Origin of the sequence: Kiloniella antarctica (assembly GCF_042682825.1) — a bacterium.
GTDB lineage: Bacteria > Pseudomonadota > Alphaproteobacteria > Kiloniellales > Kiloniellaceae > Kiloniella > Kiloniella antarctica.
Window position 1 is genome coordinate 51,566 of the sequence record NZ_JBHUII010000013.1, and the last position, 26,402, is coordinate 77,967.

The 26,402-nt window shown below is 43.3% G+C and carries 18 protein-coding genes; 10 read left to right on the forward strand and 8 right to left on the reverse strand.

The genetic code is table 11. The annotated features are described in order from the left end of the window. Positions 1-80: 80 nt before the first annotated feature. The gene (locus tag ACFSKO_RS18845) at positions 81-587 is read right to left on the reverse strand and encodes an aldehyde dehydrogenase family protein (protein WP_465262321.1); all 507 of its coding nucleotides are present in this window, start codon (positions 585-587) and stop codon (positions 81-83) included. Between the two features lie 143 nt (positions 588-730). On the opposite strand from ACFSKO_RS18845, the gene pdxR reads away from it, so the two are divergent. Then, complete coding sequence (pdxR, locus tag ACFSKO_RS18850; protein ID WP_380254566.1) at positions 731-2,197, forward strand: MocR-like pyridoxine biosynthesis transcription factor PdxR; 1,467 nt, start codon at positions 731-733, stop codon at positions 2,195-2,197. A gap of 52 nt (positions 2,198-2,249) precedes the next feature. Here pdxR and ACFSKO_RS18855 read toward each other — a convergent pair whose 3' ends face one another. After that, positions 2,250-2,717 (reverse strand): hypothetical protein, encoded by a 468-nt coding sequence (locus tag ACFSKO_RS18855; RefSeq protein WP_380254568.1) that lies wholly within the window; start codon positions 2,715-2,717, stop codon positions 2,250-2,252. 383 nt (positions 2,718-3,100) lie between these two features. On the opposite strand from ACFSKO_RS18855, the gene ACFSKO_RS18860 reads away from it, so the two are divergent. Beyond that, on the forward strand, positions 3,101-3,424 hold the full coding sequence (locus ACFSKO_RS18860; protein WP_380254569.1) for a PilZ domain-containing protein: 324 nt from the start codon (positions 3,101-3,103) through the stop codon (positions 3,422-3,424). Positions 3,425-3,479: 55 nt separating this feature from the next. Here ACFSKO_RS18860 and ACFSKO_RS18865 read toward each other — a convergent pair whose 3' ends face one another. The 3 genes from ACFSKO_RS18865 to ACFSKO_RS18875 form a co-directional block, all read right to left on the reverse strand. Continuing rightward, on the reverse strand, positions 3,480-7,715 hold the full coding sequence (locus tag ACFSKO_RS18865; RefSeq protein WP_380254571.1) for a response regulator: 4,236 nt from the start codon (positions 7,713-7,715) through the stop codon (positions 3,480-3,482). A gap of 161 nt (positions 7,716-7,876) precedes the next feature. Continuing rightward, complete coding sequence (locus ACFSKO_RS18870) at positions 7,877-8,869, reverse strand: GlxA family transcriptional regulator (RefSeq protein WP_380254573.1); 993 nt, start codon at positions 8,867-8,869, stop codon at positions 7,877-7,879. Positions 8,870-9,177: 308 nt separating this feature from the next. After that, complete coding sequence (locus ACFSKO_RS18875) at positions 9,178-10,746, reverse strand: trimethylamine methyltransferase family protein (protein ID WP_380254575.1); 1,569 nt, start codon at positions 10,744-10,746, stop codon at positions 9,178-9,180. Positions 10,747-11,310: 564 nt separating this feature from the next. Here ACFSKO_RS18875 and ACFSKO_RS18880 point away from each other — a divergent pair. Next, a complete protein-coding gene (locus ACFSKO_RS18880; RefSeq protein WP_380254577.1) occupies positions 11,311-13,830 on the forward strand; it encodes a GcvT family protein in 2,520 nt (839 codons plus the stop codon). A 115-nt stretch (positions 13,831-13,945) separates the two neighbouring features. Here ACFSKO_RS18880 and ACFSKO_RS18885 read toward each other — a convergent pair whose 3' ends face one another. Continuing rightward, positions 13,946-15,757, reverse strand: a complete 1,812-nt coding sequence (locus ACFSKO_RS18885) for a gamma-glutamyltransferase family protein (protein WP_380254579.1) — start codon at positions 15,755-15,757, stop codon at positions 13,946-13,948. Between the two features lie 216 nt (positions 15,758-15,973). On the opposite strand from ACFSKO_RS18885, the gene ACFSKO_RS18890 reads away from it, so the two are divergent. The 5 genes from ACFSKO_RS18890 to ACFSKO_RS18910 all read left to right on the forward strand — a co-directional run bounded on the left by ACFSKO_RS18890 (position 15,974) and on the right by ACFSKO_RS18910 (position 20,965). After that, complete coding sequence (locus ACFSKO_RS18890; RefSeq protein ID WP_380254581.1) at positions 15,974-16,951, forward strand: Bug family tripartite tricarboxylate transporter substrate binding protein; 978 nt, start codon at positions 15,974-15,976, stop codon at positions 16,949-16,951. 125 nt (positions 16,952-17,076) lie between these two features. Next, the gene (locus ACFSKO_RS18895; RefSeq protein WP_380254583.1) at positions 17,077-17,586 is read left to right on the forward strand and encodes a tripartite tricarboxylate transporter TctB family protein; all 510 of its coding nucleotides are present in this window, start codon (positions 17,077-17,079) and stop codon (positions 17,584-17,586) included. A gap of 6 nt (positions 17,587-17,592) precedes the next feature. Beyond that, positions 17,593-19,251 (forward strand): tripartite tricarboxylate transporter permease, encoded by a 1,659-nt coding sequence (locus ACFSKO_RS18900; protein WP_380254585.1) that lies wholly within the window; start codon positions 17,593-17,595, stop codon positions 19,249-19,251. 106 nt (positions 19,252-19,357) lie between these two features. After that, entirely contained in the window at positions 19,358-20,185 is an 828-nt protein-coding gene (locus ACFSKO_RS18905; protein WP_380254587.1) for a sulfite exporter TauE/SafE family protein, read from the forward strand. 39 nt (positions 20,186-20,224) lie between these two features. Further along, on the forward strand, positions 20,225-20,965 hold the full coding sequence (locus ACFSKO_RS18910) for a FadR/GntR family transcriptional regulator (protein ID WP_380254589.1): 741 nt from the start codon (positions 20,225-20,227) through the stop codon (positions 20,963-20,965). A gap of 32 nt (positions 20,966-20,997) precedes the next feature. On the opposite strand, the gene ACFSKO_RS18915 is transcribed toward ACFSKO_RS18910, so the two are convergent. After that, positions 20,998-22,506: an FMN-binding glutamate synthase family protein gene (locus tag ACFSKO_RS18915; protein WP_380254591.1), complete on the reverse strand. Its 1,509-nt coding sequence runs from the start codon at positions 22,504-22,506 to the stop codon at positions 20,998-21,000. Between the two features lie 331 nt (positions 22,507-22,837). On the opposite strand from ACFSKO_RS18915, the gene ACFSKO_RS18920 reads away from it, so the two are divergent. Together ACFSKO_RS18920 and ACFSKO_RS18925 are read left to right on the forward strand one after the other, a co-directional pair. Continuing rightward, positions 22,838-23,863: a glycosyltransferase family 61 protein gene (locus ACFSKO_RS18920; protein ID WP_380254593.1), complete on the forward strand. Its 1,026-nt coding sequence runs from the start codon at positions 22,838-22,840 to the stop codon at positions 23,861-23,863. Positions 23,864-23,902: 39 nt separating this feature from the next. Then, entirely contained in the window at positions 23,903-24,838 is a 936-nt protein-coding gene (locus ACFSKO_RS18925) for a UDP-glucuronic acid decarboxylase family protein (RefSeq protein WP_380254595.1), read from the forward strand. A 166-nt stretch (positions 24,839-25,004) separates the two neighbouring features. On the opposite strand, the gene lpdA is transcribed toward ACFSKO_RS18925, so the two are convergent. Then, on the reverse strand, positions 25,005-26,399 hold the full coding sequence (gene lpdA, locus ACFSKO_RS18930) for a dihydrolipoyl dehydrogenase (protein ID WP_380254597.1): 1,395 nt from the start codon (positions 26,397-26,399) through the stop codon (positions 25,005-25,007). Positions 26,400-26,402 lie beyond the last annotated feature (3 nt).

Below are 26,402 nucleotides of genomic sequence, written 5' to 3' on the forward strand. Positions count from 1 at the left end.
TCTTTGTTGATCGATTGCGTACATCTTAATTTTAGAAATTTACGGACCTGAAGCGACCATTTTCACTGCGCAGGGCGTTTTCACACGGTCTGGATCGCAATCGGGAACATCCACATCGGTACCATGGCTGGGAAGTTAAAAGGCGTGATTCCAGCACAGACACCAACGGGTTGACGCGCTGAATGACTATCAACACCAGTGCCAACGTTTTCACTGTGCTCGCCTTTAAGAAGATGTGGGATACCACAGGCAAACTCGACGACTTCAAGACCGCGTGTAATAGAGCCCTTCGCATCACTAATCACTTTCCCATGTTCTGCACTGACCATGGCAGCCAATTCATCCATGTTCTTTTCGATTAGCTCTTTAAACTTAAACATCACACGCGCACGTCTAAGAGGCGGCGTTGCCGCCCAAGAAGGCAGAGCCGCTTCTGCATTAGTAATCGCCGCACGCATTTCGTCTGCAGATGCTAAAGCAACTTTACCCGTAGCTTGCCCCAAAGCTGGGTTGTGAATTTTAGCCGTTCTGCCACTTTGGCCAGGGACTGTTTTGCCGTTAATGAAATGTCCAATGGTCTGGCTCATAAGCCCGCTCCTTAATTAACGTGATCCAATATTGAATTGCTGAGTATTTAATTGGAACATCATCAAATAAGTTATAGCCAGTTCTACCTATTATCTATATCCAGTGATTGTGATTGGCTATAAATCATGGCTTAATATTTTTTATGACAGACAACCTATTCATTTTAAACAGAGCAAGCACAGAATCTCTTCAACTCCAGATCCGGCGTCAATTTGTAAGTGCTATCTTGGGCGGAAGCCTTCCTTCTGGCGCAGCAGTACCTTCTAGTCGAAAGTTAGCGATACAATTAGGTGTCTCCCGGATTACCGTTACCCAAGCTTATCAGTCCTTAATTGATGATGGATTTTTATCTTCCAAAGAACGTAGTGGTCTTTTTGTGAGCGATCGATTGCCTCTTCCCTTAGAAGAACAAAAACCAGAAGACGATAAAGCCACATCGAAATCTATAAATGCAACGTTACGTATTAAACATACTCCGAGCCACCAGCAAAATATTGAAAAACCTGAAAACTGGCGAGATCATCCATATCCTTTTGTAACAGCCCAAGTCGATAAATCTCTTTTCCCCATAGCAGCATGGCGAGAATGTTCCAGACAAGCGCTTAGCCTTAATGCCATGGCAGACTGGACTGAAGATCGATTGGGGACAGATGACCCTTTTCTGGTCGAACAAATAAGAACCAGGTTACTACCAACTCGGGGAATTCATGCTCGCGAAGATGAAATACTCGTCACCGCAGGCGCTCAAAATAGCCTCTATATGCTTGCACGGCTCTTTTTAAACAACAACACGCTTTTTGGCGTTGAAAACCCTGGTTATCCGGACTTACGTAACATCATACAAATGATTGGGTCACGTATCAGATATCTGGAACTTGATGAACACGGATTAATTCCAGATCAGCAACTTGATGATTGTAACATGATTACCGTCACCCCCAGTCATCAATTCCCGACAACAGTCACCATGCCTTTGGAACGCCGTAAAGAAATTTTGGAGAAAGCCGAACAAAACAACATAGTAATTATCGAAGACGATTATGAACCGGAGTTGAATTTCAAAGGGTCTCCCGCTCCCGCTATCAAGTCACTAGATCGCACAGGAAGGGTTATTTATGTTGGCAGTCTATCAAAGTCATTTTTCCCTGGGCTACGCCTCGGATACCTCGTTGGACCAGCGCATGTTATTCGTGAAGCACGAGCCCTCGGACGTCTAATACATCGTCACACGCCAACGAATAATCAAAGAACCATGGCACTTTTTCTCGCCTTGGGTCATCACGATGCCCTACGGAAAAGGTTGCGAAAAATATATAAAAACCGTTGGTTGGAAATGAAGGATGCACTTACAGAAGTTGGCCTTAGTTTTCAAAATGCCACCGGAGGAACTAGTTTTTGGGTAAAAGGACCGGATGGTCTGGACAGCAAAGAGCTTTCACGTCATGCCCTTAACTTAGGTGTCGTTCTGGAGCCTGGAAGTATTTATTATTTTGATGCCCTCCCAAAAAAGCAATACTTTAGGCTGGGTTATACTGCCATTGAAAAAATCCATATTGCAGAAGGAATACAAAAGTTGAAACAATCTCTAGAACTCACCTTAAGACCTTAAACAGCCTGCCAGTAGAAAGAATACGCCCAACTCAATATTTAATATCGACTCACTAGTGCAATACTGCTCCAATTGGAACAAGCGTCAATTCTTCCTCTTGAATGAGTTCTGACATCGGAAAGCTTGGAACGCTCGAATCATTATCATCGACATGCATGTAAAAAGACAACATACCCTTGTCCAAAAACGGCATAGGGCGATATTTATGATCGATATTGCTTTCAACTTCGAACTCTAGATCGTTCGTTATATTTGAATGTTCTGTGCTGCTATCTTCACTAAATAAATCCGCCATACGAAGTGAAGGATTTTCTAGCGCTCTAAGACCCAGATTTAAATCAGTAGAGATGTGTCTATTAGAGTTTTCGTGTAAAATTGAGTTGGCAAGCATCTCCTGCAAGGCATGAACTCCTTGGTCAGAATCTCTCGGTATAATCAAGAAGTCCTCTTCGACTTCTGTTAAAAATTCTTCACCAATATCCTTGGTAAAAAATCCCCCCGTTTCGGCGGCAGCAAGCATGACAATCTCCTATAACCTGTTCTAGTTTAGGAAATTAAATCTAAAATTTAAGTTAAATATTTCTTGCTAAAAAATTAACTATAAATAGCCCAGTAAAGCTGCGCACTTCTATTACAGTTATTTTAAATACTTCCTTTAAAATTATCAAAATTTATAAATTTTTGTGCTTTTACATAAAAAAACACTCGATCCAAACAATAAACCTCATTACAGAAGACAAGCATTTATGACGTCAATTTATACAAAAACAAACGACTAGAGATAAGCGAAATTTATCGCTATTTGTTATCGTCTTTTCATTCACAGCTTAATTGCTTAAACTTTCATTAAATGCAGTCAGTTACCATTTACGTCATATTTATAAATCAGAAGAGAATACGTTGATGACAAAGTCAGGCGAAGAACGCAGAATTTTCCCCCGTGCAGAGGTAACCTTAATCGGTAGGATGAAAGGTGAGCCCCTAAAAAAAGACTGTGCTGTAATGGATATTTCCCTAACTGGCGCCAAACTTGAACTCGACGAAGAACTGAACGATAGAACAATTGAATCTGTTCGTTTTTCGCAAACATCTGGTTTAAACGTTTCTATTGCTTGGCAAAAAGGGTGTAGTGTCGGCGTTCACTTTACAGATGACCCACACGACATAGCGAACGTTTTAGAAACACTCATTCCAGAAAGCTGTTTCGAACCTTTTTCAAAAAAATGATCGCAACAGTTTAAAGGTATTAACTGACGTAGTTATCAAACAATTTTTCAACTACTTACAGACTTTCTATATCCGATAATATCTCTAACATTTCATCTTCAGCACTTTTAGTTAGAGGTCTTGTTTCTAGAGCTATATTCGCCTCATTTTGAGGAGCCATTACTTTTTTACCATTAAAAACTTCAACGTTACTGGAAAATTCTTGTGTCGACAGCCCTTTGTTTGGACTTACACAAGATAAGATCTTTGAAAAAAGCTCCTCAGGATTTATTGGTTTTGAAAGATATTCATTCATTCCTGCTTCAAGACACAAGTCGCGGTCCGTATCCATTGCATTAGCTGTCATTGCGATAATAGGGATCAAAGCAACTTCAGTATTATCAAGCTGACGAATTTTCCGTGTTGCTTCAAGACCATCCATAACAGGCATTTGCATATCCATAAGAACAAGATCAAATACCTGCCCAGATGATAAGATCTCGATTGCCAGTTGGCCGTTAGCAACGATAAACGCTTCATGCCCGCCTTTTACTAACATCGACATAGCTAACTTTTGATTTATCTTGTTATCTTCAACAATCAGTATTTTCAGTTTTTTTGTTTTGAGCGCAATATCTTTAAAGGAAAAACGACTATCTCTTTCCTCAACCTCATTCGTACTAAAACCTGTATGTAGGAAAAAGCTGAGAGAAGAATGACTTATTGGTTGAGGAAGTGTCCCAGAGAAACCCAGTTCTTTAGCCCAAAGACGTGCCTCATTAGATTTATTTTGAACAACAATAGCAGAGAGCACTCCCTTCTCTTCTATCATTTTTTTACTCGTCGTTCCCAACATCTCTAAATCAGCATTATTCCAACTGTCATCCGCAAGAAACAAGGAGACTTGATTATTTTGTAAAAGGTATAATGCTTGGCTACAATCACGGGTCATAATGACATTCGTACCCGCGTCTTCGAGATATTGCCTGATAACTTGAGAACTGAATGTGTCTTCCATAAACAATACAGCGTTTTCACAGATAAATCGATCATCGCCTTTAATCGATCCAATACGCTGGTCTTCACCTTTGATTACATCCAACTCGACCGTGAACCAGAAATTACTTCCCTTACCTAACGCACTTTCTACCCCAATATCACCGTTCATCAAGTGGACAAGTTGTCGACAAATAGCAAGTCCAAGCCCTGTACCCCCAAATTCTCTTGTCGTAGAAGCATCTGCTTGTGTGAATTTTTCAAATAACTTTCGTTGTATTTCTTGCTTAATACCGATACCGGTATCACTGACATCGAAACGAAGTCTTAGTTTGTTTTCTGCGGTTTGATCTTCATACTTTCCCTCTTCATGCGTGATTACTTCATTATCTGTAAGCTTGCTGACTTGAATTGAAACACCGCCTTCTTCCGTAAACTTCAAAGCATTTCCAAGTAAATTCAAAAGGATTTGACGAAGCCGTCCACCATCCGCAATCGCGTGCCGATGAAGATCTGGCGGCAGGTAAATTGCAATAGATAACTCTTTGTCATTTGCACGAGTAATAAGGAGGTTCGCACTAGATTCAACAATAGAGACCAAATCAACTTCAGATACTGATAGATCCATACGACCCGCTTCGATTTTTGAAAAATCCAACACGTCGTTGATAATACTCAAAAGAGCATCACCAGATTCATTGATCATAGATGCAAACTCATATTGCTCGTCATTCAACTCGGTCTCGAGCAACATCGTTGCCATCCCCATGACACCGTTCATTGGCGTTCGGATTTCATGACTCATAGTGGCAAGAAATTCCGATTTTGCCTTATTGGCTGCCTCTGAAAGATCACGAGCCACTGAAAGTTGTTCAGCCATACTAACGAGTTCTTCGCTCTGCTTCTCCAATGCTTCATGAGCCAGTTGTAAGTCCATCAAGTTTTGCTCAAGTGCGTGCTCCGCTTTTTTATGATCAGTAACGTCAAGAAGTATCCCATCCCAATGATATTCTCCACTATCACCAAAGCTAAGTTGAGCGATTGACCGTATCCATTTAGGTTGTTGGCCGGCTTCATGCTTGAGGCGCATCTCATAATCCAGCCGTGGCATAGTATCCTGATCTTGTTCCATGGATGCCATCCACTCTTCATAGTCCACAGGGTTAATAATCGTAGCAAGCAAGCTTGGATTAACTTTGATCGACATTGCACTCAGCCCTGTGATCTCCATAACACCATCACTAATGTAAGGGACGCTGATCTTACCATACTTATCCCTATTAAACCGATAAACAGCACCGGGTAAATTTGAAGTCACAGCTTGTTGAAATTCCTTTGCGGCCATACGGTCGCTGACATCACTAAAAGTGAGGACCATACCACCGTCGATAACCGAACTAGCTGAAATTTCTAGATGTTTACCGTTACGTAAATTCAAAGATAACGAAAAGGGTTCTCCTTTGATCAAAAGATCCAATAAACTTAAATTTAAACGGCTCTTCTCCGTGTTGCCAAAATCGCGCCTTGCCTCAATTAAATTAAAAAGCTCGTCAATTTTCGTACCAACAGGAAAAACTTCAAAAGGGATGTCTAAAATTCTATAAAATAGCGGATTGTTGACCGCAATAATCCGGTGACGATCAACCATACAAACACCCTGCTCAATCGTATTCAGGGTTGTCTTTAAAATAGAATAATGATGGGTAATTTCATCTGAACGTTGCTTCAACTTTGAAATATCACGCCAAGAAATTAACTGACCTTCCTCGTTCATCGTCTTGATTTTTGTTATTGTGATTTCAACAAAATATTCTTCGCCAAATGATGGCTTTAACAACCATTCAAACCGACTGATGCCTTCGGACATGGCTTTATCAATCATAGTAAGAAATTTAAATGATGATCGTTCTCCATCTGGTTGGTATTCAGATGCTAGCTCTGACATTTGAAGACCAAGAAGCTCAGTTTTAGTCTTACGCCCACTCATACGAACGGCGGTTTGATTGCAGTCGATAAAACCTGATTTATCACGAATAAGAAGACCGTCAGAAGAGTGCTCAAAAAGAGTTTTAAACCGTTCCTCGGTCAAAATTTTATTAGTAACTTCACTCGCACTACCTTGATAACCTTGGAACTTTTTGTCTCCGTTAAACAGAGGAACACCACTAATATTAATCCAAATGAAACGACCATCCCTATCACGGGTTTTACATAAAATATTTTTAAAGGATTCAAGGCGATCCATTACATGGGTTATTTCAGTAGTGCCATTATCCTTGTCTTCAATGAAAAGGTTAGAAACAGGGTTGCCAAGATATTCCTTATCAGTACGTCCTGTGACTTTTGATACTTGAGAGCTAACAAAACTTATAGTTTGGTACTCATCGCATTCCCAAAGCCAGTCAGAAGCAATTTCTGAGAATGTTTGAAATCGCTGCTTATTTTCTTCCAATACATCTTTTATAACCTGAAACTCTTCCAAGCGGCATTCAGATAATCGCACCAGATATAATAATCCGGTTAGTAACAACGTGATAATCAGACCTCCAACCAGCCACCAAATAGCGTAATTTTGATTATAACTTTCAAGGAGTGCTTCGTTAGGCCAAACTTCCAGTGTCCAGTTCGGATTGCCAGGAAACGGTAAAACTACACTTTCTATGTACGAAAGCCCTGCTTCACTTCCTCTTGCATGCCTATAATAAAGCGTATTTTCACCATCATATACAGAAAAGGAATAACCCTTCTCTCCAAAACTGCCCATATTAGTTTCAAAGAAACTCGATATCTCTAAAATTCCTGTGATGAACCCTGTATATTTGCCTTCCAATAACAAAGGAAAATCAATTGTTATTGCCGTTCCAGATTGCACAAGTTTGAAGGGCCTCGATACATGTTCTCTTCCCTTACGTAAAAAGTGTGTAATTTCGTACTGCCGCCATTCGATATTACTAAGGTCCAAACCGAGAGCAGGTTCATTTTTCTTAAGCGGAACAACCCATTGAACCACATTATTATGGTCAACCCATTCAATCGCACGAAAACCAGGAAAATTTGCGACAATAGATTCAACATCATGTGCCCATCTAAGTTGGACAAGTTCACCCGTACTACGAGTTCTATCAGTTAATCGACCAAGGACATCAACATAACTATCGATTTTTGTGAGTAAATGCTGGCGGAAACCCGTTAATTCAGTACGCACATTCTGACGATTGCTCTCAACATTGAGCATCGTAAGAAAAGACCACAGTAACACACTGACACAAATGCCAGTTATCGCCACCGTAATGGTTGCGGCCTTTGATACCCTCATAAAGTCAACACTCTTTGATCGCACGAAAACGAAGTATTTTCTCCCCAAAGGAGAGTGAATTACAGTGTACTAAAGACTTGATGAACGCTTCTTTAACAAACACATACATTCAAGCTCAATTAAGCTGAAATTCTCACAATAAAAGAGTGATTTAAGAGAAATTATTCTTCTGTTTCACCGTCAGAGAGAGCTGGTAAACCGCGCTCTTTCCGAGGGGTTCGGCCAAAGAAGTCGCGATAACATTTGGAAAAGTGAGACGCAGAAACGAACCCGCATGCCAAAGCGACATCGATAACTGACATATTGGTTTGAAGAAGAAGCAATCTTGCTTTGTTAAGACGAAGCTCGAGATAATACCGTGCGGGAGAACGGCTGAGGTATTTACGAAACAGCCTTTCAAGTTGACGCGTAGATAGTCCAGCATCTCTGGCAAGTTGTATCCGAGTTAGAGGCTCTTCCAAATTATCTTCCATCAGCTTAATAACGGCAAGAAGTTTTGGATGACGGACGCCAAGCCGTACTGGCATGGACATCCGCTGTTGATCATGTTGGTCACGAATACGGTCATGCATGAACTGGTTCGCAACTTCAGCGGCAAGCTCGTGTCCGTGTTGTGAAGAGATCACATTGAGCATCATATCCAAAGAGGCCGTACCACCTGCACAGGTGAAACGATTTCGATCAATTTCAAAAAGCTCAGGTGTTACTTCTATCTCTGGAAAATCTTCAATGAACCCCTCAAGGTTTTCCCAATGAATAGTACAGCTATAATCATCAAGTAAGCCCGCCTTCGCCAATATATGAGCCCCTGTACATAAGGCACCGATATCTGTACCCATACGCTCGACCCGACGTAACCAGGAATGAATTCTTTTATCAGTGTTTTTATGCGCATCCTCGCCGCTACAAATAATAGCAGTATGGAAACTATGTGGATCATCAAAATTCATTGTTGGTGAAATTGGAATGCCACAAGATGACATCACTGGTTGGTCATCTGCACTGACTAAATTCCAGCTATATAGTTTTTTTCCAGACTCACGATTAGCCAGGCGCAAAGGTTCAATCGCAGAAGTAAAAGCGATTAGCGAAAACTTAGGGACAAGAAAAAAAACAACGCGTTGAGGTAATTCTTGGGGAGCTTTTCTAATCATTTTTTTCGACCTGATACGCATGATTTATTATGTGAATACAACTCTTTTGTAATCAACCTATTCACCATAAATCAGGTGAATGAATGAAAGCATAACACCATTTGTTAATGCCTGTTCAAAAGCGCCAATTCATTAAATTTTGGGTTCATTCCAATATTTAAACGCCCAATATCAGAAAGAATAAGGCGTAACAAGAAAGGAAATCAACTTTTCTATTACTTAGGTAAAAAAAGAGACCACGGAATGCGGTCTCTTTTCCATTTTACTGCCTGATCAACGATCCACTAAAGGTTCGTTGCTTTTAGCCTTTAAGTAAAAGCATCCGGCATAGATTCTTTTTTCTTAGACATAAATTCGTTTAGAGCTTCATCAATCGACAGATCCAAAGCAGGTGCCACATACTCTTCCAAAGTCTTTTTGACCAATAGATTTGCACGTTGATAAGCGTCCTTTGAGCCCTCTGACTCCCACTGCTCGAACGAGTTATTATCAGCAATAGTCGAACGGAAAAAAGCCGTTTCAAAGTTGGCTTGGGTGTGAGCACAACCAAGGAAATGATTTCCTGGACCCACTTCACGAAGCGCATCCATTGCCTGACCATTTTCAGAAAGGTCATATCCCTCAAGCATACGTTGCATCATACCAAGCTGATCAGCATCCATCACAAGTTTCTCATAAGAAGAAATCAAACCACCCTCTAGCCACCCTGCAGCATGAAGAGTGAAGTTAACACCAGCAAGTGCGGTCGGTAGGATTGTGTTTGCAGACTCGTAAGCTGCTTGAGCATCAGGAAGCTTAGACCCACAAAGAGACCCACCTGAACGGAAAGGGACCCCAAGACGTCGTGCCAACTGAGCCATTCCATAAAGAACCAATGCAGGTTCTGGCGTACCAAAAGTTGGCGCACCTGATTGCATGGAAATTGAGCTGGCAAAAGACCCCAATACAACGGGAGCACCCTTACGAACCATCTGTGCAAACGCGATACCTGCCATGCCTTCAGCCAATGACTGTGCCATCACACCAGCAGCTGTTACGGGGGCCATAGCACCTGCCAGAATAAATGGCGTAACGATACAAGCCTGCATATTTCGTGCATAAACTTTCAGGGCACCAAGCATGGTGTCGTCAAAAGTCATCGGTGAGTTGGCGTTGATCAAGCTGATCATAACCGTGTTGTTATCAACAAACTCATCCCCGAAAACCAGTTTGGACATAGCAATAGAATCTTCAGCCCGCTCTGGTGCCGTTACGGACCCCATATAAGGCTTGTCTGAAAGGCTGATATGAGAATAGAGCATATCCAGATGACGCTTGTTCACCGGTATATCCACAGGCTCACAAACGGTACCACCGGAGTGATGCAGCGCAGGCATAGAGTATGTCAGTTTCACAAAGTTACGAAAATCTTCGATAGTCGCATAGCGACGGCCACCGTCAATATCCCGGACAAAGGGAGGGCCATATACAGGAGCAAAGACGGTATTGTTGCCGCCAATTATTACATTCCGATCACTGTTACGTGCATGTTGAGTAAACTGGCTCGGCGCATGTGCACACCACTGACGGGCTAAACCCCGAGGAAAACGAACGCGCTCCCCTTGAACATCACAACCGTTATCTTTTAGAATTTGTAGAGCTTCAGCATCGTCCCGAAATTCAATTCCGATTTCTTCAAGAACAGTTTCAGCATTATTTTCGATAATTTGAAGCGCTTCTTCATTAAGCGTTTCAAAATATGGAATGTTCCGCGTTATGAACTTTAGTTGTTCACTAGAACTGGCAGAGCGAATTGCACGACGCGATGCCGCACCGCCACCGCCACGACCTCTGCCACCACGACTTGCGCGACCCGCGCGACCTTCTGTATCACTCATTATATGCCCTCCGAAATAATCTTCGATTTATTCCTCTCAGCACGTTTTACCTCTGTCTGGTTTGCGACAGCCTAAAAACTAAAAGCGGCAAGCAGAGATATCAGCCTCACTTATTGGAATAAAAATCCATAAACAGGCAACTCTTTGCAGATAATAGTACAAGATAATTGTTAATTTTAGAACATTTTAATCAGCGGACAAAATGAAACCATGATTAGGAGTCGCTTTAATTTCGAAAATTCTAAGCCCCAAATTTTAAATTTTTCTCTCCTCTTTATCCATCTGATCTATCTTGCTCATAATAAATAATTCCGTATATGAGGCCGCCATCTATCCATAAAAATTGTCGCAATAAATCACTTATGTCGTAAACTGCAAGTGTGATGACGCAAACCGATAGGACGATTACAAGACAGTTCATCATCATTATAGATGAAAGCTTTCAATGGCATCGTTTCCCTAAGGCAACTGGAAAAGCCTTTCTGGTATTCACGCTATTTAAAGCAAGAAACAACTTGTATCCGTGCATAAGCACGTTTAGCCGTATTTTTTTGGAGACTGGCGATGAAATCTCACTACAAAGCCGTTGTTATCGGTGGTGGTGCTGTTGGTGTTGGTACACTATACCACTTGGCTAAAAAAGGTTGGTCAGATGTAGCTCTCCTAGAGCGCCACGACTTAACTTCAGGCTCGACCTGGCACGCTGCAGGCCTACTGCCTTTATTCAACATGAGCTACTCTGTTGGTAAAATTCACCAGTACTCTGTCGATCTTTACGCCCGACTAGAAGAAGAAACCGGTCTTCACTCTGGGCTAAAACAAGTATCCAATATCCGCTTAGCTCGTACCGAAGACCGTATGGACGAATACAGATACTATGTTGGTGTTGCGAAAACTCTTGGTGTAAATGTTCGTTGGCTTTCAATCGAAGAATTGAAAGAAATTTGGCCCCTTTGTAACACTGACGGCGTGCTTGGTGCGATCCAACACATTGATGATGGCTATGTTCAACCTGCCGAACTTACAACAGCCCTTGCAAAAGGTGCACGTAACTGTGGCGCTGAAATCCATCAACACACAGCAGTGATTGGCCTAGAACAACAACCTGATGATAGCTGGCTAGTTAAAACCGACAAAGGCGACATCACTTGTGAACACGTGATTTCCTGTACTGGTAATTTCGCCCGTAAAACCGGTGAAATGGTTGGACTCGATATCCCGGTTATCCCGGTTGAGCACCAGTTCATTGTCACCGAAGCGCACCCAGAAATCAAAGCTCGCCACGCTGCTGGTCTCCCTGAAATGGGTGTTCTGCGCGAATCAGATTCTTCTTGGTACATGCGTGAAGAAGCTGGCGGCCTTTTGCTCGGCCCATACGAAGTAGGCGCTCCTTGTTGTTACGTTGATGGCCCTGCACCTGATGCTAAGTATGAATTGTTCAACGAAGAACTCGAACGTTTGATGCCCTATATCGAAACCGCCTTCGAACGCGTACCCGCGTTTGCTGAAGTAGGTATCAAGGAAGTCTATAACGGTGCGATTGCTTACACCCCGGATGGTTCCCCAATTATTGGCCCGGCTTGGGGCCTTAAGAACTTTTGGCTGAACGAAGGTCACTCCTTCGGTATCACAGCTACTGGTGGTGCTGGTTGGCAGTTGGCTGAATGGATCGTTGATGGCGAACCTACGATAGACATGTCTGGTGTAGACCCGCGTCGTTTTGGTCCTTATGCAAGCCTTGGTTTCTTGAAAGAGAAAAACGAAGAAGCCTACGCAAACGTCTTCACGGTTCACTATCCAGACGAATCTCGTCCTGCAGCACGTGGGCTCAAACGCTCGCCCTCTTATGATCGCATGAAAGCACACGGCGCGGTTATGGGAACAATCTTTGGCTGGGAACGTCCAAACTGGTTTGCTCCAGAAGGCTACGGGCTAACCGAAGAAGATCTGAACCAAGACGATACAATCACCCGCGAAAACCACGCCCCTGCAGATCAAGGTAAATTACCTGTAGAAAAATGGTCATTCCGTCGCTCTAACTACTTCGAGCACATCGGCAACGAATGTAAGAACGTTAAAGAAAACGTTGGTCTGCTTGACATGTCAGCGTTCTCAAAGTTCATCGTTAAAGGTCGTGGTGCAGAAGCCTGGTTGAGCAGCTTGGTTGCCAACAAGATCCCTCAAAAGATCGGCCGCATGGCGTTGACACACATGTTGACCCTGCACGGTGGTGTTCGCGCTGAATTCACGATCCTTAAAACGGGTAAACAGAGCTACTACCTTGTGTCGGCTGGTGCTCAAGAGCGTCACGATTGGGATTACCTAACCAAACTCAGACCAACTGATGGTTCTGTCGATATTGAGAAAATTACCACTCAACAGGGTGTTTTCATTATCGCGGGTCCAAAATCCCGTCTGCTGATGGAAAAACTATCTGACGCTGACTTCTCTAACAAAGCCTTCCCGTGGTTGACAGCACAACAAATCTCAGTGGGCATTGCCCCTGTGACTGCTGCGCGTGTTAACTTTGTCGGCGAATATGGTTGGGAGCTTCATCACCCAATCGAAATGCAGAACTATCTTTTTGATGTTCTTATGGAAGCTGGTGCGGAATTCGGTCTCAAACCATTTGGTATCCGTGCTATGGATTCCATGCGTTTAGAAAAATCCTATCGCTTGATTCCAACAGAAATGTCAATCGAGTATTCTGCTCTTGAAACAGGTCTTGATCGTTTTGTTCGTCTGGACAAAGAAGACGATTTCATCGGCAAACAAGCCTTGGCTGCTTGGAAAGAACGCGGTTTTGATAACCAGTTCGTTACTATGGAAGTCCATGGTACTACTGACCGTGATGCTCGTGGTTCTGAACCAATTTATCTCAACAATGAAATGATTGGTCGTGTAACATCAGGTGGCTTTGGTTTCCGTACAGGTAAATCTATTGCACTCGCAATGGTTCGTCCTGATCTGGCAGAAATCGGTACTGAATTGGATATTTATATCCTGGGAGATCTCTTCAAAGCGACTATTATTGAAGAATCACCATACGATCCTGAAAATAAAATCCTGCGTAACGTCGAGTAATTTCATAGTACGCATAAAACAAAAAGGCGCTGGAATTCATTAAATTCCAGCGCCTTTTTTTGTGAAATAATTCTATTTCACTGATCTTCTTTTTATACTCTATAACCTCAAAGACTTAACGCCCAATCGCATACCCCTGCATAAAACGAGGGTTGGCAGCCGCTTTAAGTAAACCGTCTTCTTTTGAAGCAGCAGCCATTCGACCCAGGCTCCAATCAGGTTCCACTACGACCTTGTGTCCTCTACGTTTAAGCTCATCAATAGTTGATTGTGGGAACCGCCCTTCCAGCGCTAGGTTCCCGGGGTCACATTCTCTTGGATAGAAAGAGCTTGGGAAATGTGCCGTTTGAAATCCTGGGGCATCAATAGCCTCTTGTAAGTTTAATCCGAAGTGTACATGACGGAGGAAAAAGTGCAGGGACCACTGATCTTGCTGATCTCCGCCAGGAGTACCAAAAGCCATATAAGGCACTCCATTTTTCAAGGCCAAAGAAGGCGTAAGTGTTGTCCGTGGGCGCTTACCCGGTGCGATACAGGCTGGGGATTTTTCATCAAGCCAGAACATCTGTGCGCGATTTGAAAGACAGAAACCAAGCCCCGGTATAACCGGAGAAGATTGCAACCACCCTCCGCTTGGTGTGGCAGACACCATATTACCCCATTTATCAATGATATCGAGATGGCAAGTATCTCCTTTAGCTCCCCCTTTATCATCAGGCGTAGGTTCATCATCAAATCGAGCAACGGTTGGCTCACCGAGGTCTGTATTATTTTTGCCTTCTTCCGTAGTTCCCTTCAGGCGAACAACAACATCGCCGCCTTTTCCAGGAATAACACCAGGACGAATTTCCAATGAAGCAGTCTCGTTTATAAGCGCCCGGCGAGCAGTATTGTAAGTTTCTGAAAGCAAGATATCCATTGGGACATCAACAAAGTCAGGGTCCCCATAAAAAGCTTCCCTATCAGCAAAAGCCAGCTTGGCACTTTCGGTAACGAGATGTACAAAATCTGGTGATTTTTCATCTAATGCTTCGAGATTAAACCCTTTTAACAATGCCAATTGCTGGAGGAAAACTGGGCCTTGCCCCCAAGGTCCGGTTTTACACACTGTATAACCGTGATAGTCGAAAGTGAGCGGCTCCTCATAAGTTGCCGACCATTCGGCCATGTCTTTACCATTCAAAAGGGCCTTATTACGTCTTCCTGAAGTATCCATAACTTCTGCTTTACGACAGAAGTCATCAATTGCCTGGGCAACAAAACCTTCAGACCATATGCTCCTTGCAGCTTCAATCTGTCCTTCTCGACTATCCGAAACGGCCTCTGCTTCTTGAATAATACGGCGATACATTTTTGCCATTTCAGGATTTTTAAACAACTGTCCTGCTTTAGGAGTTTCACCATCTTTTATGTAAACTTTCGCAGAAGTGGGCCATTCTTCAATAAAGAGAGATTTAACACTCGTAATAGTATGTGCGATGTTCGGCACAATCGGATATCCATCTTCCGCAAACCCGATACAGTATTCCAACACATCTCTGAGCTTCATAGTCCCGTAATCAAGAAGCATAAGCATCCAGGCATCAAAAGCCCCAGGAACAACTGCAGATAAAAGCCCCGAGCCAGGAACCACAGCCAAATCTAATGCCTGATAAGTTGCCAGAGTTGCTTTTTCTGGTGCAGGACCCTGCCCGTTAATTACTTTTACTGGACCACCTGCGGGAGCTACGATAATGGGCACTTCCCCACCGGGTCCATTAAGATGAGGTTCCACCACTTGTAACGCGAATCCTGTTGCCACGGCGGCATCATAAGCATTGCCTCCACGTTCAAGAATTCCCATCCCCGCAGCCGTTGCTAGCCAATGGGTTGATGTCACAACCCCAAAAGTACCAACAATTTCAGGGCGTGTGGTAAATCCACTCATCTCTTTTTCTCCATAAATTCATCACAAAAATCTTCATAACAAGCGTACTTTGCCAAAGGATTGCAGAGGACCCGAGCCTGAAGACCAGATGTTAGTACAACATATCTTGACACAGAACTTAGATCATGTAGATAATTGGTTCAACCAATATAATTTGGCTATACCAATTTTTATCTTCTCACTTAAGAGAAGAAAATTCTCTGGGGAGGAGATTTCATGTCAAAATTATCGATTAATGTGGTTAGTAAACTAGGAGCCGCAGGTTTATTAACTGCGATAACACTTGGATTAACATCACAGGCACAAGCCGTTGATATTTCATGCGACACAGCAAAACTTATCGTACCATGGAAAGCAGGCGGAGGAACGGATGTCGTTTTCCGGAAATTTGCTGATGCCGCCAACAAATCCGGCGCCCGCCCTCAACTACAAATCATTAACATTCCCGGACAAGGTGGTAACAAAGGCGCCAAAGAAGCAAAACGCGCTAAACCTGATGGATGTACTCTGGTTGCCATTCACCAATCCGCCATTACCAGTTACTTTACTGGGCGCGTGGATTTCACCTGGGATGCTTTTGAACCTGTAAGCTTGCTCAGCCGGACTTCTTCTTTTGTTGGAGCTTCATCCGAGGCTCCGTATAACAACTTGGAAGAACTTATTGTTGAGGCAAAAAAACGTCCCGGAGAGATCACTGCTGGTGGTACTTTTGGTTCAGTAAGTCAGTTTTTGTTTCTTTTGATTGAAGATTCTACAGGCATAAAATTTCGCCATGTATCATACGATGGCACGAAAGAACGAGTTACCGCCCTTCTCGCTAATAATATAGATATTGGTGAGATCAACTTGACAGCCGCAACCAAATATATCGCAGCTGGTGACATGAAAGCCTTAGCGGTAATGGGTGAAGTATCAGAGACACCAGATGTTAAAACAGCCAAGGAACAAGGTGTTAATGTCGTTTTCGGTGTAGAACGCGGGATCATGTTACCTAAAGGCACCTCTCCAGAAATAATTGCCCACTATGAAACAATTTTTAAAAAAGCATCTCAAGATCAAGCCCTTCAGACATCTCTGAAAAAAACCGGCACAGACGTGGTCTATAAGAACGCTGCAGATTACACCTCACACATGCAGTCAACTTATGACAAATGGTTGAGTATTGCCAAAAAAATTGGGGCATACAAACGCTAAAACCCTGTTGTTTTAAAGCCATTGAGTTTCTTCATTTGGCTCCCTGACTTTAATCAACTTACTCACGCGCAGACCTCTTTACTCAGATTTCAGAGGTCTGCGTGTTTTTTCCAGGAGCTTTACTTATGGTTCGAGCAAAACAGGATGTCATAGTTGCCGCCTTATTATTACTATTTTGCGGCGTAATGATTTCAGCAAGTTATGATATCAGAGACCTTGGCTATCCTGGTCTCAAACCAGAAACATGGCCACGATTTCTATTAATCCTGTTGAGCGCCCTCAGTGCCCTCTACTTTATCCGTTCAATCAAAGAGAGCAGCACAACCAAAGTCCTTGAGAAGGACGAACCACAAAACAATAAGCCTTTCATTCAAAAGTATTGGTTTAAATATAAAAATGCTTTTTGGTGTTTCCTATTCTTTTCCATCTTTTTATCAAGCTTGGATTATCTAGGTATGTTGTTTGGAGGGATGCTTTTTGTCTTCGCTCTCTTAACTGCCCTCGGCGAACGCACGGTAAAAAACTTAATCCTACATATTATTATCGCCGTAATCTCGGTTGGAGCAATGTGGTTACTTTTCACTTATAGTCTTCGGGTGAATTTGCCCGAAGGTGCACTTCTCTCAATCTGGTAGGTAAATATGTGGGACATAATCCTTCAAGCGGGAAGCGCTATTCTGCTCGACCCCAATACACTTCTTCTTATGGCAATCGGTGTCATTGCGGGGCTATTAACTGGTGCCATTCCGGGTTTTACTATAGCGATGGGCGTTGTACTTACCCTTCCCTTTACCTTTGGCATGTCCCCGATCCAAGGTATAGCAACCATGATAGGTGTCTTTGTTGGCGGCCTTTCAGGTGGGCTAATGTCAGGTATGCTGACGGGAATACCGGGAACACCATCCTCTGTCGCCACGACCTTTGATGGTTTCCCAATGGCCAGAAATGGCAAACCTGGGCTTGCGCTCGGACTTGGGGTCTGGTCTTCGTTCTTTGGTGGCATTATCAGTGCGATCTTTCTTGTAGCTCTCGCACCACAACTTGCTGCTTTAGGTTTGGAATTTGGACCATGGGATTATTTCTCCCTCATTCTTTTTTCCCTCACAATCACCGCCAGTCTATCTGGTAAAGCCTTACTAAAAGGAATGATTGCTGGCGTTTTGGGGCTGTTATTTGCCACAGCAGGAGAAGATCCAATCAACGGTATGGCACGTTTTGATTTTGGGTGGGATCCTCTATTACAAGGTTTCGCCTTTCTTCCTGTACTGATTGGCCTTTTTGCCTTTAGCCAACTTCTAAATGACATCGAAGACAGCGAACAGGCCAGAAAACCCTTGCTGGAAAAAGCTATGTCCGCAGCACGGATTGAACACTGGCTCGCAATCAAGATGATTTTTACACGTTGGGGCAACCTATTGCGGTCCAGTTTAATAGGAGTATTTACAGGAGTACTCCCGGCTGCGGGGAGCTCTATCTCAAATATCCTAGCATACGATCAAGCAAAAAAAGCCGCGCCCGATGATAAAACCTTTGGCACCGGAGATCCGGATGGCATCATCGCGCCAGAAGCCGCAAACAATGCAACAGCAGGTGGTTCCTTAATCACTATGATGGCACTTGGGATACCTGGTGATGTCGTCACTGCTGTGATGATTGGCGCCTTAATGATCCATGATATCGTTCCTGGGCCGTCATTTATTAGCGATGAGCCCGTTCTCGCTTACGGGGTATTTATCGCATTTTTTCTTGCACACTTCATGATGGTCGGAACCCAGGCTTTAACACTTCGTTTATTTTTATTTGCAACCCGATCCCCTATGTACATCCTCACTGCTATTATTTTAGCATACTGCTCTATCGGTGTATTCTCTCTTCATAACGTACAATTTGATATGTGGGTGATGCTTGGATTTGGCTTCGTCGGCTATACTCTACGTAAGCTCGGATTTCCTCTTGCTCCCATGATTCTTGGTGTCGTTTTAGGGCAAATTGCAGAACTTAATTTATCTCGCGCTCTATCCATCAGCGACGACATAACATTATTTCTCTCCAGGCCTTGGTCTTTGTTTTTCCTAGTCTTAGCTGCTTTTTCCTTTAGCTTTCCTTGGTATCAGGAAGCCACTAATAAAGGTCGAAAATGGGCTTTATTTTTCACACCTGTTGCAACTCTAAGCTTGTCTGGACCAGTCCTAATGATGGAAGGCACCGTCCGTCCGGTACTCGGTGGAATTATGATCATTGCAGCAATCTTTATGACTTGGAAAGTTGTAAAATCCGGTTACAAGAGGCAACGAGAATAGTGAAACCATAATCTTCATAAAAACCATTCCCCTAAGGTAACAGGGGTATTACAATCCAACCTTATTCGTTAACCTCGTCGAATAAACGCATATCAGGCCTTATTACATGGATGTTTTTCTCTCTGCAGATTTTTTATTACTCGCAAGCGTTTTGCTTGCAACGGGTGTTGTTGCTGGGCTTATTGCAGGCCTTCTCGGCGTTGGTGGCGGAATTGTAATTGTTCCGGTTCTCTACCATCTTTTTAGTCTTATCGGCGTGGATGAATCTGTCCGAATGCACACAGCTGTTGGCACTTCACTCGCCACGATCCTTATTACGGGCTTTGCCTCGGCCAGATCACATTACAACAAGGGCGCCATAGACATAGAGCTCTTAAAAACTTGGGGTCCAGCCATCGCGATCGGTGTTATTATCGGAGTTGTGGTCGGTGGTAACATCGGGAGTACAGCCTTGATTGCCGTATTCGCGATTGTCGCTTTATTGGTTGCCATAAACATGGCTTTTCGCCCAGAAGGAGCCCATATTGCAGACCAGTTACCGGGCTCCCCTTTTAAACAATTGATGGGTGTTTTTATTGGGGGTTTCTCTGTTCTTATGGGAATTGGTGGCGGCACATTATCTGTTCCAATCCTTACACTTTTCAATTACCCTATTCGAAAGGCTGTTGCGACAGCGGCCGCTATCGGTTTGATCATCGCTGTGCCCGGTTTCCTTGGCTACATCTACTATGGTTTAGATTTACCCGGTCGGCCTGATTTCTCACTTGGTTACGTTAACTTAGTCGGCTTTGCTTTGATTATCCCGACATCAGGTTTTTTTGCTCCCATAGGTGCAAGAATTGCCCACACTATTTCGCCACGACTACTTCGTTTATCTTTTGCTCTCTTTCTGTTCATCACAAGCTTGCGCATGATGTATGACTTGCTAACATAAGCAGGTTACCAACTGTGGTAGTCAGCAGGAGAAGTAAGTATGGTAGAGCAAGCCCAAACAGTTGGCCTTGAGGAAGATATAAAAAAAGACCTGTCTCTTTCCGAGCAAGCCTCAAATGGGAGAGCTTATGAGGATGTTATCGCCAAGATCAGAAAACTGATCAACGATGACGAAATGGGACCTGGTGATGCACTTCCCTCAGAACGTCGATTATCGGAACTCTTTACCGTTTCCCGCCATTCAGTAAGAGAAGCCATACGCGTTCTCCAGGAACAAGGTGTTCTTGCCCCCCGCCGCGGGAGTGGTAACTATATACGCTCGTCCTCCAGAGAAGAACTCACACGCGCGTTATCTTCTCTCGTCTCCGGAGATTCTCGCCGCCTGTTCGAGGTCTTTCAGCTACGCGAACTCATGGAACCTCAAATTGCGGCCCTTGCTGCTGAAATGATCCTTCCAGAGCAACTCGCTGAAATGGATCAGTTGGTCCGAACGCAAATGACAACAGAAGATCTCGGTGAGCTGAGGAAAATAGACAGAAGTTTCCACGCACTTATTGCCAAGGCTACAGGCAACACCTTACTTGCAGATCTGATGGATAAAATCAGTGAGTCTATCGATCCATCAAGAACAGAAGGGCACCAAAGTGACGAACGTCGGGTCGCGTCAATATCCGGTCATTGCCGGATATTATCTGCCCTACAATCCCACGACCCAGTCGCTGCCGCTGCCGCAATGCGCGAACATATCAAGGATATAAAACAGGCTGTCACTCCTGAATGAGGTAGAAAACATTATTTCTAAAACTCATTACCTCATTCTGCAGCCGTTTCGAGAGCTGGTTCAGGATATAGTTCATCCATAGAAACACTACGCCCCGTATTTAGAACAATACGGGCGTGAAACCTTTTCAGAGTTCGTGCTTCAGAGGCGCCACAACTGTGGGCAATAGTCCCGACTTCTTTACGCATGTTCTTTGCATAACTTGCGACGCGTTCCGACTTGGTTTGTGGATCAAGTCCAAATTGTAATTTTTTGTTGTGGGTTGTTACGCCGGTGGGACAAGTATTCTTATTGCATTGCAGTGCTTGAATACACCCCAGAGCAAACATAAACCCCCGTGCAGAATTGACAAAATCAGCTCCCGCACAATAGGCCCAGGCTACATCAGAAGGATTAATCATCTTTCCGCTGGCGCAAACTTTTATCCGCTCTCTAAGGCCGTGTTTTTTCAAAGTATCCACGACAAGAGGCAAACTTTCTCGCAAAGGAACCCCCATATTATCAATCAAACTCATCGGCGCAGCGCCTGTCCCGCCATCTGCACTGTCGATCGTAATAAAATCTGGGGCCGTTTCAATTCCACGCTGATTGATTTCTTTGCATAAATCTTCAAAAAAACCATAAGCACCAACAACCATTTTAAATCCCACAGGCTTACCTGTGGTTTCTCGAATATAATCCAGCATATCCAGTAAATCGCCGACACATTTGACTTCCGGGTGACGGTTAGGACTGATTGCATCTTGCCCGATCGAGATTCCTCTGATCTTCGAAATCTCTTCAGTGACTTTTGCCCCAGGTAATATGCCCCCTTTTCCCGGTTTTGCACCCTGGCTTAGCTTAAGCTCAAACATTTTGACTTGATCGTGAGCCGCAACCTCGCGGAGCTTTGCTTCGTCAAAGCCCCCTTCAGGTTTACGTACCCCAAATTTAGCGGTTCCTATCTGAAAAACAATATCCGCCCCGCCCTCAAGGTGATAAGGCGACAATCCTCCTTCGCCCGTATTCAGCCAAATACCAGCTTTTTTTGCCCCCATGGACAGAGCACGAACAGCCGGAATAGAAATCGCACCATAACTCATTCCAGAAATATTAAAGATACTGTCTGTTTCATAAGATTGTCGACAATATGGACCAATCGACACACGCCCTGGCTCAACCATATCTTCTGCTAAATTTGGAAAAGCACAATTAACAAAAAATACGGTCCCGGCTGGTCTAAGATCTCGGGTCGATCCAAACGCTACTGTTGAATCAACATTCTTTGCTGAACGATAAACCCAAGAACGCTCAGCCCTGTTAAAGGGCATTTCCTCCCGGTCTAAAGCAAAAAAATACTGACGGAAAAACTCGCCAAGGTGCTCAAACAAATATCGGAACCGTGCAATGACAGGATAATTACGCCGTAAGGTGCTTTCTGTCTGAGTGACATCTTTGATATAGGCAACGATAAACCAGAGAACAGCGAGCCCAATAGCCGTGATAAACACAAAGGATAATAACTCCAATATCGTAACGACAATTTCCGATAACTGCCCCATTATGTTCATCTCCCTGTCTGTTCACTTTTATTTTCCTAAACTATAAGATAAAACAAACAACAAAAGCCAGACACAAGCGCACACGCTTTAGATATAGAGCTAATCCACCTAAGTACGATCGAGCACACGAATCACTCAAAAACATTAAACACTTGATAACAATTCATAATTTTTAAAACCCTCAACTCAATCCTGAAACCTACAAAAGTACCGACTTCAATTTATTCAAATTTGTTCGCCTATAAATAAGTTGCTAAAAAAATTGGATTATGTAATAGGACAAGCCTTTTTAAGTTGTTTGAAAAATTTAAAATAAGAGGTAAATTTCGGTATGAAGCGCGGAAAAATTCATAAAACTCCCCTGACCGAAACAATGACCGTTCATCGCCCCTACCCGATTAACATTTCTTCTGATGATGAGTTTCTCTTCCATGAGGCAATAGAACAAATTGTTCCTAAAAGTAATCTTTTAGAAATTGATGATGCGATTATCCTCGGCAATGGTTGGGTGTGGTCCAACAAGCAACCAATAAGAAACGCTTTTAATCCTCACCGAATGCCCGATGCAAAGAAAAAGAAACTAAAAGGAACAATACGATTAGCTCTCTCCAGTCTATATAGAAAAAGCTCCGAAAGCGGCCTTTGGGTCACAGATTCCTGGAGCTTTAATTACTATCACTGGCTTACCGATACCATTCCAAGATTGTATCTGGCGAGAAACCACGGTGTTCGCGCGCAACTCTATTTACCAAAAATCTGCATCACCCCTAAATTCATTACTGCGTCTTTGGAGTTATTGAATGAAAAACAACCCATATACATTAAACGAAATATAGAATCCTTGCGGGTGAAAAAATTATTTTTACCCACCTATGCCGGTGAGATAGGTAACAATCATGCCCCGACAATAAGGGCTGTCGCTAAAAAATTCAGAAGTCACTGGAATAAATCAGCAGACATTAAACGTCGGGTGTATATTAGTCGAAAACTAGCACCCAACAGGATAATCAAGAATGAAGATGAAATATTACCTATTCTTGAGAAATTTGGGTTTGAAGCAATCTCTTTCGAAACTCTTTCATTTACAGAACAGGTTGAACTTGCTGCATCATGTGAGATGATCGTTGGTCCCCACGGGGCGGGTTTAACCAATATCATGTTCATGCCAGAAGGTGGAAAAGTAGTTGAGTTTCACCCTCAACGAACAGAGATTAACCAATGTTATTTTAACTTATCTCACGCAATGCATCATACTTATCAATACTTAATCGCAGATAACATCGACGATAAAAACAATATGACACTAAATCCATCTTCACTCGAAAAATGCTTAGCCAATGTGCTTAGTCTTCCTTAGACCCTTACAAAAGGGCTATCGCCCGAGGTAAACAAAAAAATGAACAGAAGAATATTGGTTACTGGCGGAGCAGGATTTCTTGGTTCGCACTTATGTGAACGCCTTTTACAGCGGGGCGATGAAGTACTTTGTGTTGATAACTACTTCACAGGCACAAGACGGAATGTAGAACGCCTCATTGGCCATCCTCGTTTTGAGTTGATGCGCCATGATGTTTGTTTTCCGTTATACGTAGAAGTCGATGAAATTTATAATTTGGCATGCCCAGCTTCGCCAATTCACTATCAGCATGACCCAGTACAGACGACAAAAACATCCGTTCACGGCGCCATAAACATGCTTGGACTTGCAAAAAGAACAAATGCAAAAATTCTTCAAGCCTCGACATCTGAAGTTTACGGAGACCCAGAAGTCCATCCTCAGACAGAGGGGTATTGGGGAAATGTAAACCCAATCGGCATACGATCATGTTACGATGAAGGTAAGCGGTGTGCAGAAACACTTTTTTTTGATTACTGGCGACAGCATCAACTACGTATAAAAGTGCTAAGAATATTTAATACTTACGGACCAAGTATGCACCCAAATGATGGACGGGTTGTTTCTAACTTCGTCATGCAGGCTCTCCAAAATCAAGACATTACTATTTATGGGAACGGCTCTCAAACGAGATCATTCTGTTATCGCGACGATTTGATCGATGCAATGATTTTGATGATGGATACAAGTGATGATGTGACCGGACCAATCAACGTAGGAAACCCGAACGAATTCACTATTCGAGAGCTTGCAGAAATCGTAATTGAGCTAACTGGATCTAGTTCAAAGATAATCAACGTAGCCTTGCCACAAGATGATCCTACTCAGAGAAAGCCTGATATTTCAAAAGCAACTAGCGAATTATCCTGGGCCCCTAAAGTACAAATTAAAGAAGGTCTAGTTAAAACAATCGAGTATTTTCAAACAATGTTGTAAAGCGACATTTTAAAAGACACCGTATAACTTTGTAAATATCGTTACGACACAGAAAGTAAGTTTTATTTTTATTAATAAGCCCGCCCACAACACGAACAAAAAAAGACGTCGGTAAATCCAACGTCTTTTTTTAAGTATATGTTATGATTCCTACCACTCAGTAAACTTAAATATGCAATGCGTGTCCAAGTGTCTTAAGCGCTGCTTCGTGCAGGGCTTCGCTTTGGGTTGGATGCGCATGGATCGTTGCCGCTATATCTTCGAGCCTCGCCCCCATCTCAAGAGCCAAGGCAAACCCTGCTGACAATTCAGAAACACCAACACCCACAGCCTGTATTCCCAAGACCAGATGATTATCAACACGCGCGACAATCCGGACAAAACCCTCTTCGCGTTCTGCAGACATTGCGCGCCCATTGGCCTGAAACGGAAAACTGTTTGTAATTATATCATGCCCAAGGTCTTTGGCTTCTTGGGGAGATAGTCCTGCTGTCACAATCTCTGGGTCCGTAAAACAAACCGCAGGGATACAAATCTTATCCCAGGTCCGTTTTTCACCCGCAATAATTTCTGCCACTATTTCACCTTGCGCCATAGCACGGTGTGCAAGCATCGGTTCTCCCGTGACATCCCCAATGGCGTAGGTTCCGCGCATGGAAGTCTGGCACTTATCATTGATCTGGATAAAAGCACCATCCATACGTAGATCAATCTCTTCCAAACCCCAGCCCTGTGTTACAGGTTTACGGCCAACCGTTACCAAAATTTTATCAGCAGAGATTTTTTTGTCTGTATCGCCGCTATTACCGACAAGAAGCGCATCTCTCTTAGTAGACAAGCCTTTAGCTTTTGCGCTTGTTAGCACCTTAACCTTCAAGCTTTCCAGACGTTTTAAGATTGGGCGTACCAAGTCTTTATCATATTGAGGCAAAATAGATTTCGCAGCTTCAACAATGGTTACAGCAGAACCGAGTTTTGCATAAGCAATACCTAATTCAAGACCAATATAACCTCCGCCAACAACAACCAATTTCTTTGGAACTTCATGCAGAGCAAGTGCTTGTGTTGATGAGATCACTTTATCACCAAAAGGAAGGAACGGAAGCTCTACTGGAGCAGATCCCGTTGCAATAACCACATACTCGGCACGAATAATCTGAGAACCTGTTGGGGTAGCGACTTCGACAGTTTTACCATCGCGAAACTTTGCCCACCCCTCAACGGTCTTCACACCATGTTTTTTCAAAAGGCCTGCAACACCAGAGTTTAGACGGCTTACAATACCGTCCTTCCACTCCATTGTTTTTAACAAATCAATCGTCGGTTTCGATGTTGAAATCCCCAAGGCATTTTTACCTGAAAGATGAGATACCTTTTCAAATTCGTCTGCGGCATGAATTAAGGATTTGGAAGGGATACAGCCAACATTCAAGCAGGTTCCACCCGGCTTACCAGCCTCGATTACAACCGTATCAATACCCAATTGCCCCGCGCGAATGGCACAAATATAACCGCCCGGGCCAGCGCCAATGATGAGAAGTTTAGTTTTAATCTCTTTCACAGC

Bases quoted from the DNA above. Each gene is read 5' to 3' on its own strand.
- ACFSKO_RS18845 (WP_465262321.1), bottom strand. From the start codon at position 587: ATGAGCCAGACCATTGGACATTTCATTAACGGCAAAACAGTCCCTGGC.
- pdxR (WP_380254566.1), top strand. From the start codon at position 731: ATGACAGACAACCTATTCATTTTAAACAGAGCAAGCACAGAATCTCTT.
- ACFSKO_RS18855 (WP_380254568.1), bottom strand. From the start codon at position 2,717: ATGCTTGCTGCCGCCGAAACGGGGGGATTTTTTACCAAGGATATTGGT.
- ACFSKO_RS18860 (WP_380254569.1), top strand. From the start codon at position 3,101: ATGACAAAGTCAGGCGAAGAACGCAGAATTTTCCCCCGTGCAGAGGTA.
- ACFSKO_RS18865 (WP_380254571.1), bottom strand. From the start codon at position 7,715: ATGAGGGTATCAAAGGCCGCAACCATTACGGTGGCGATAACTGGCATT.
- ACFSKO_RS18870 (WP_380254573.1), bottom strand. From the start codon at position 8,869: ATGATTAGAAAAGCTCCCCAAGAATTACCTCAACGCGTTGTTTTTTTT.
- ACFSKO_RS18875 (WP_380254575.1), bottom strand. From the start codon at position 10,746: ATGAGTGATACAGAAGGTCGCGCGGGTCGCGCAAGTCGTGGTGGCAGA.
- ACFSKO_RS18880 (WP_380254577.1), top strand. From the start codon at position 11,311: ATGAAATCTCACTACAAAGCCGTTGTTATCGGTGGTGGTGCTGTTGGT.
- ACFSKO_RS18885 (WP_380254579.1), bottom strand. From the start codon at position 15,757: ATGAGTGGATTTACCACACGCCCTGAAATTGTTGGTACTTTTGGGGTT.
- ACFSKO_RS18890 (WP_380254581.1), top strand. From the start codon at position 15,974: ATGTCAAAATTATCGATTAATGTGGTTAGTAAACTAGGAGCCGCAGGT.
- ACFSKO_RS18895 (WP_380254583.1), top strand. From the start codon at position 17,077: ATGGTTCGAGCAAAACAGGATGTCATAGTTGCCGCCTTATTATTACTA.
- ACFSKO_RS18900 (WP_380254585.1), top strand. From the start codon at position 17,593: ATGTGGGACATAATCCTTCAAGCGGGAAGCGCTATTCTGCTCGACCCC.
- ACFSKO_RS18905 (WP_380254587.1), top strand. From the start codon at position 19,358: ATGGATGTTTTTCTCTCTGCAGATTTTTTATTACTCGCAAGCGTTTTG.
- ACFSKO_RS18910 (WP_380254589.1), top strand. From the start codon at position 20,225: ATGGTAGAGCAAGCCCAAACAGTTGGCCTTGAGGAAGATATAAAAAAA.
- ACFSKO_RS18915 (WP_380254591.1), bottom strand. From the start codon at position 22,506: ATGGGGCAGTTATCGGAAATTGTCGTTACGATATTGGAGTTATTATCC.
- ACFSKO_RS18920 (WP_380254593.1), top strand. From the start codon at position 22,838: ATGAAGCGCGGAAAAATTCATAAAACTCCCCTGACCGAAACAATGACC.
- ACFSKO_RS18925 (WP_380254595.1), top strand. From the start codon at position 23,903: ATGAACAGAAGAATATTGGTTACTGGCGGAGCAGGATTTCTTGGTTCG.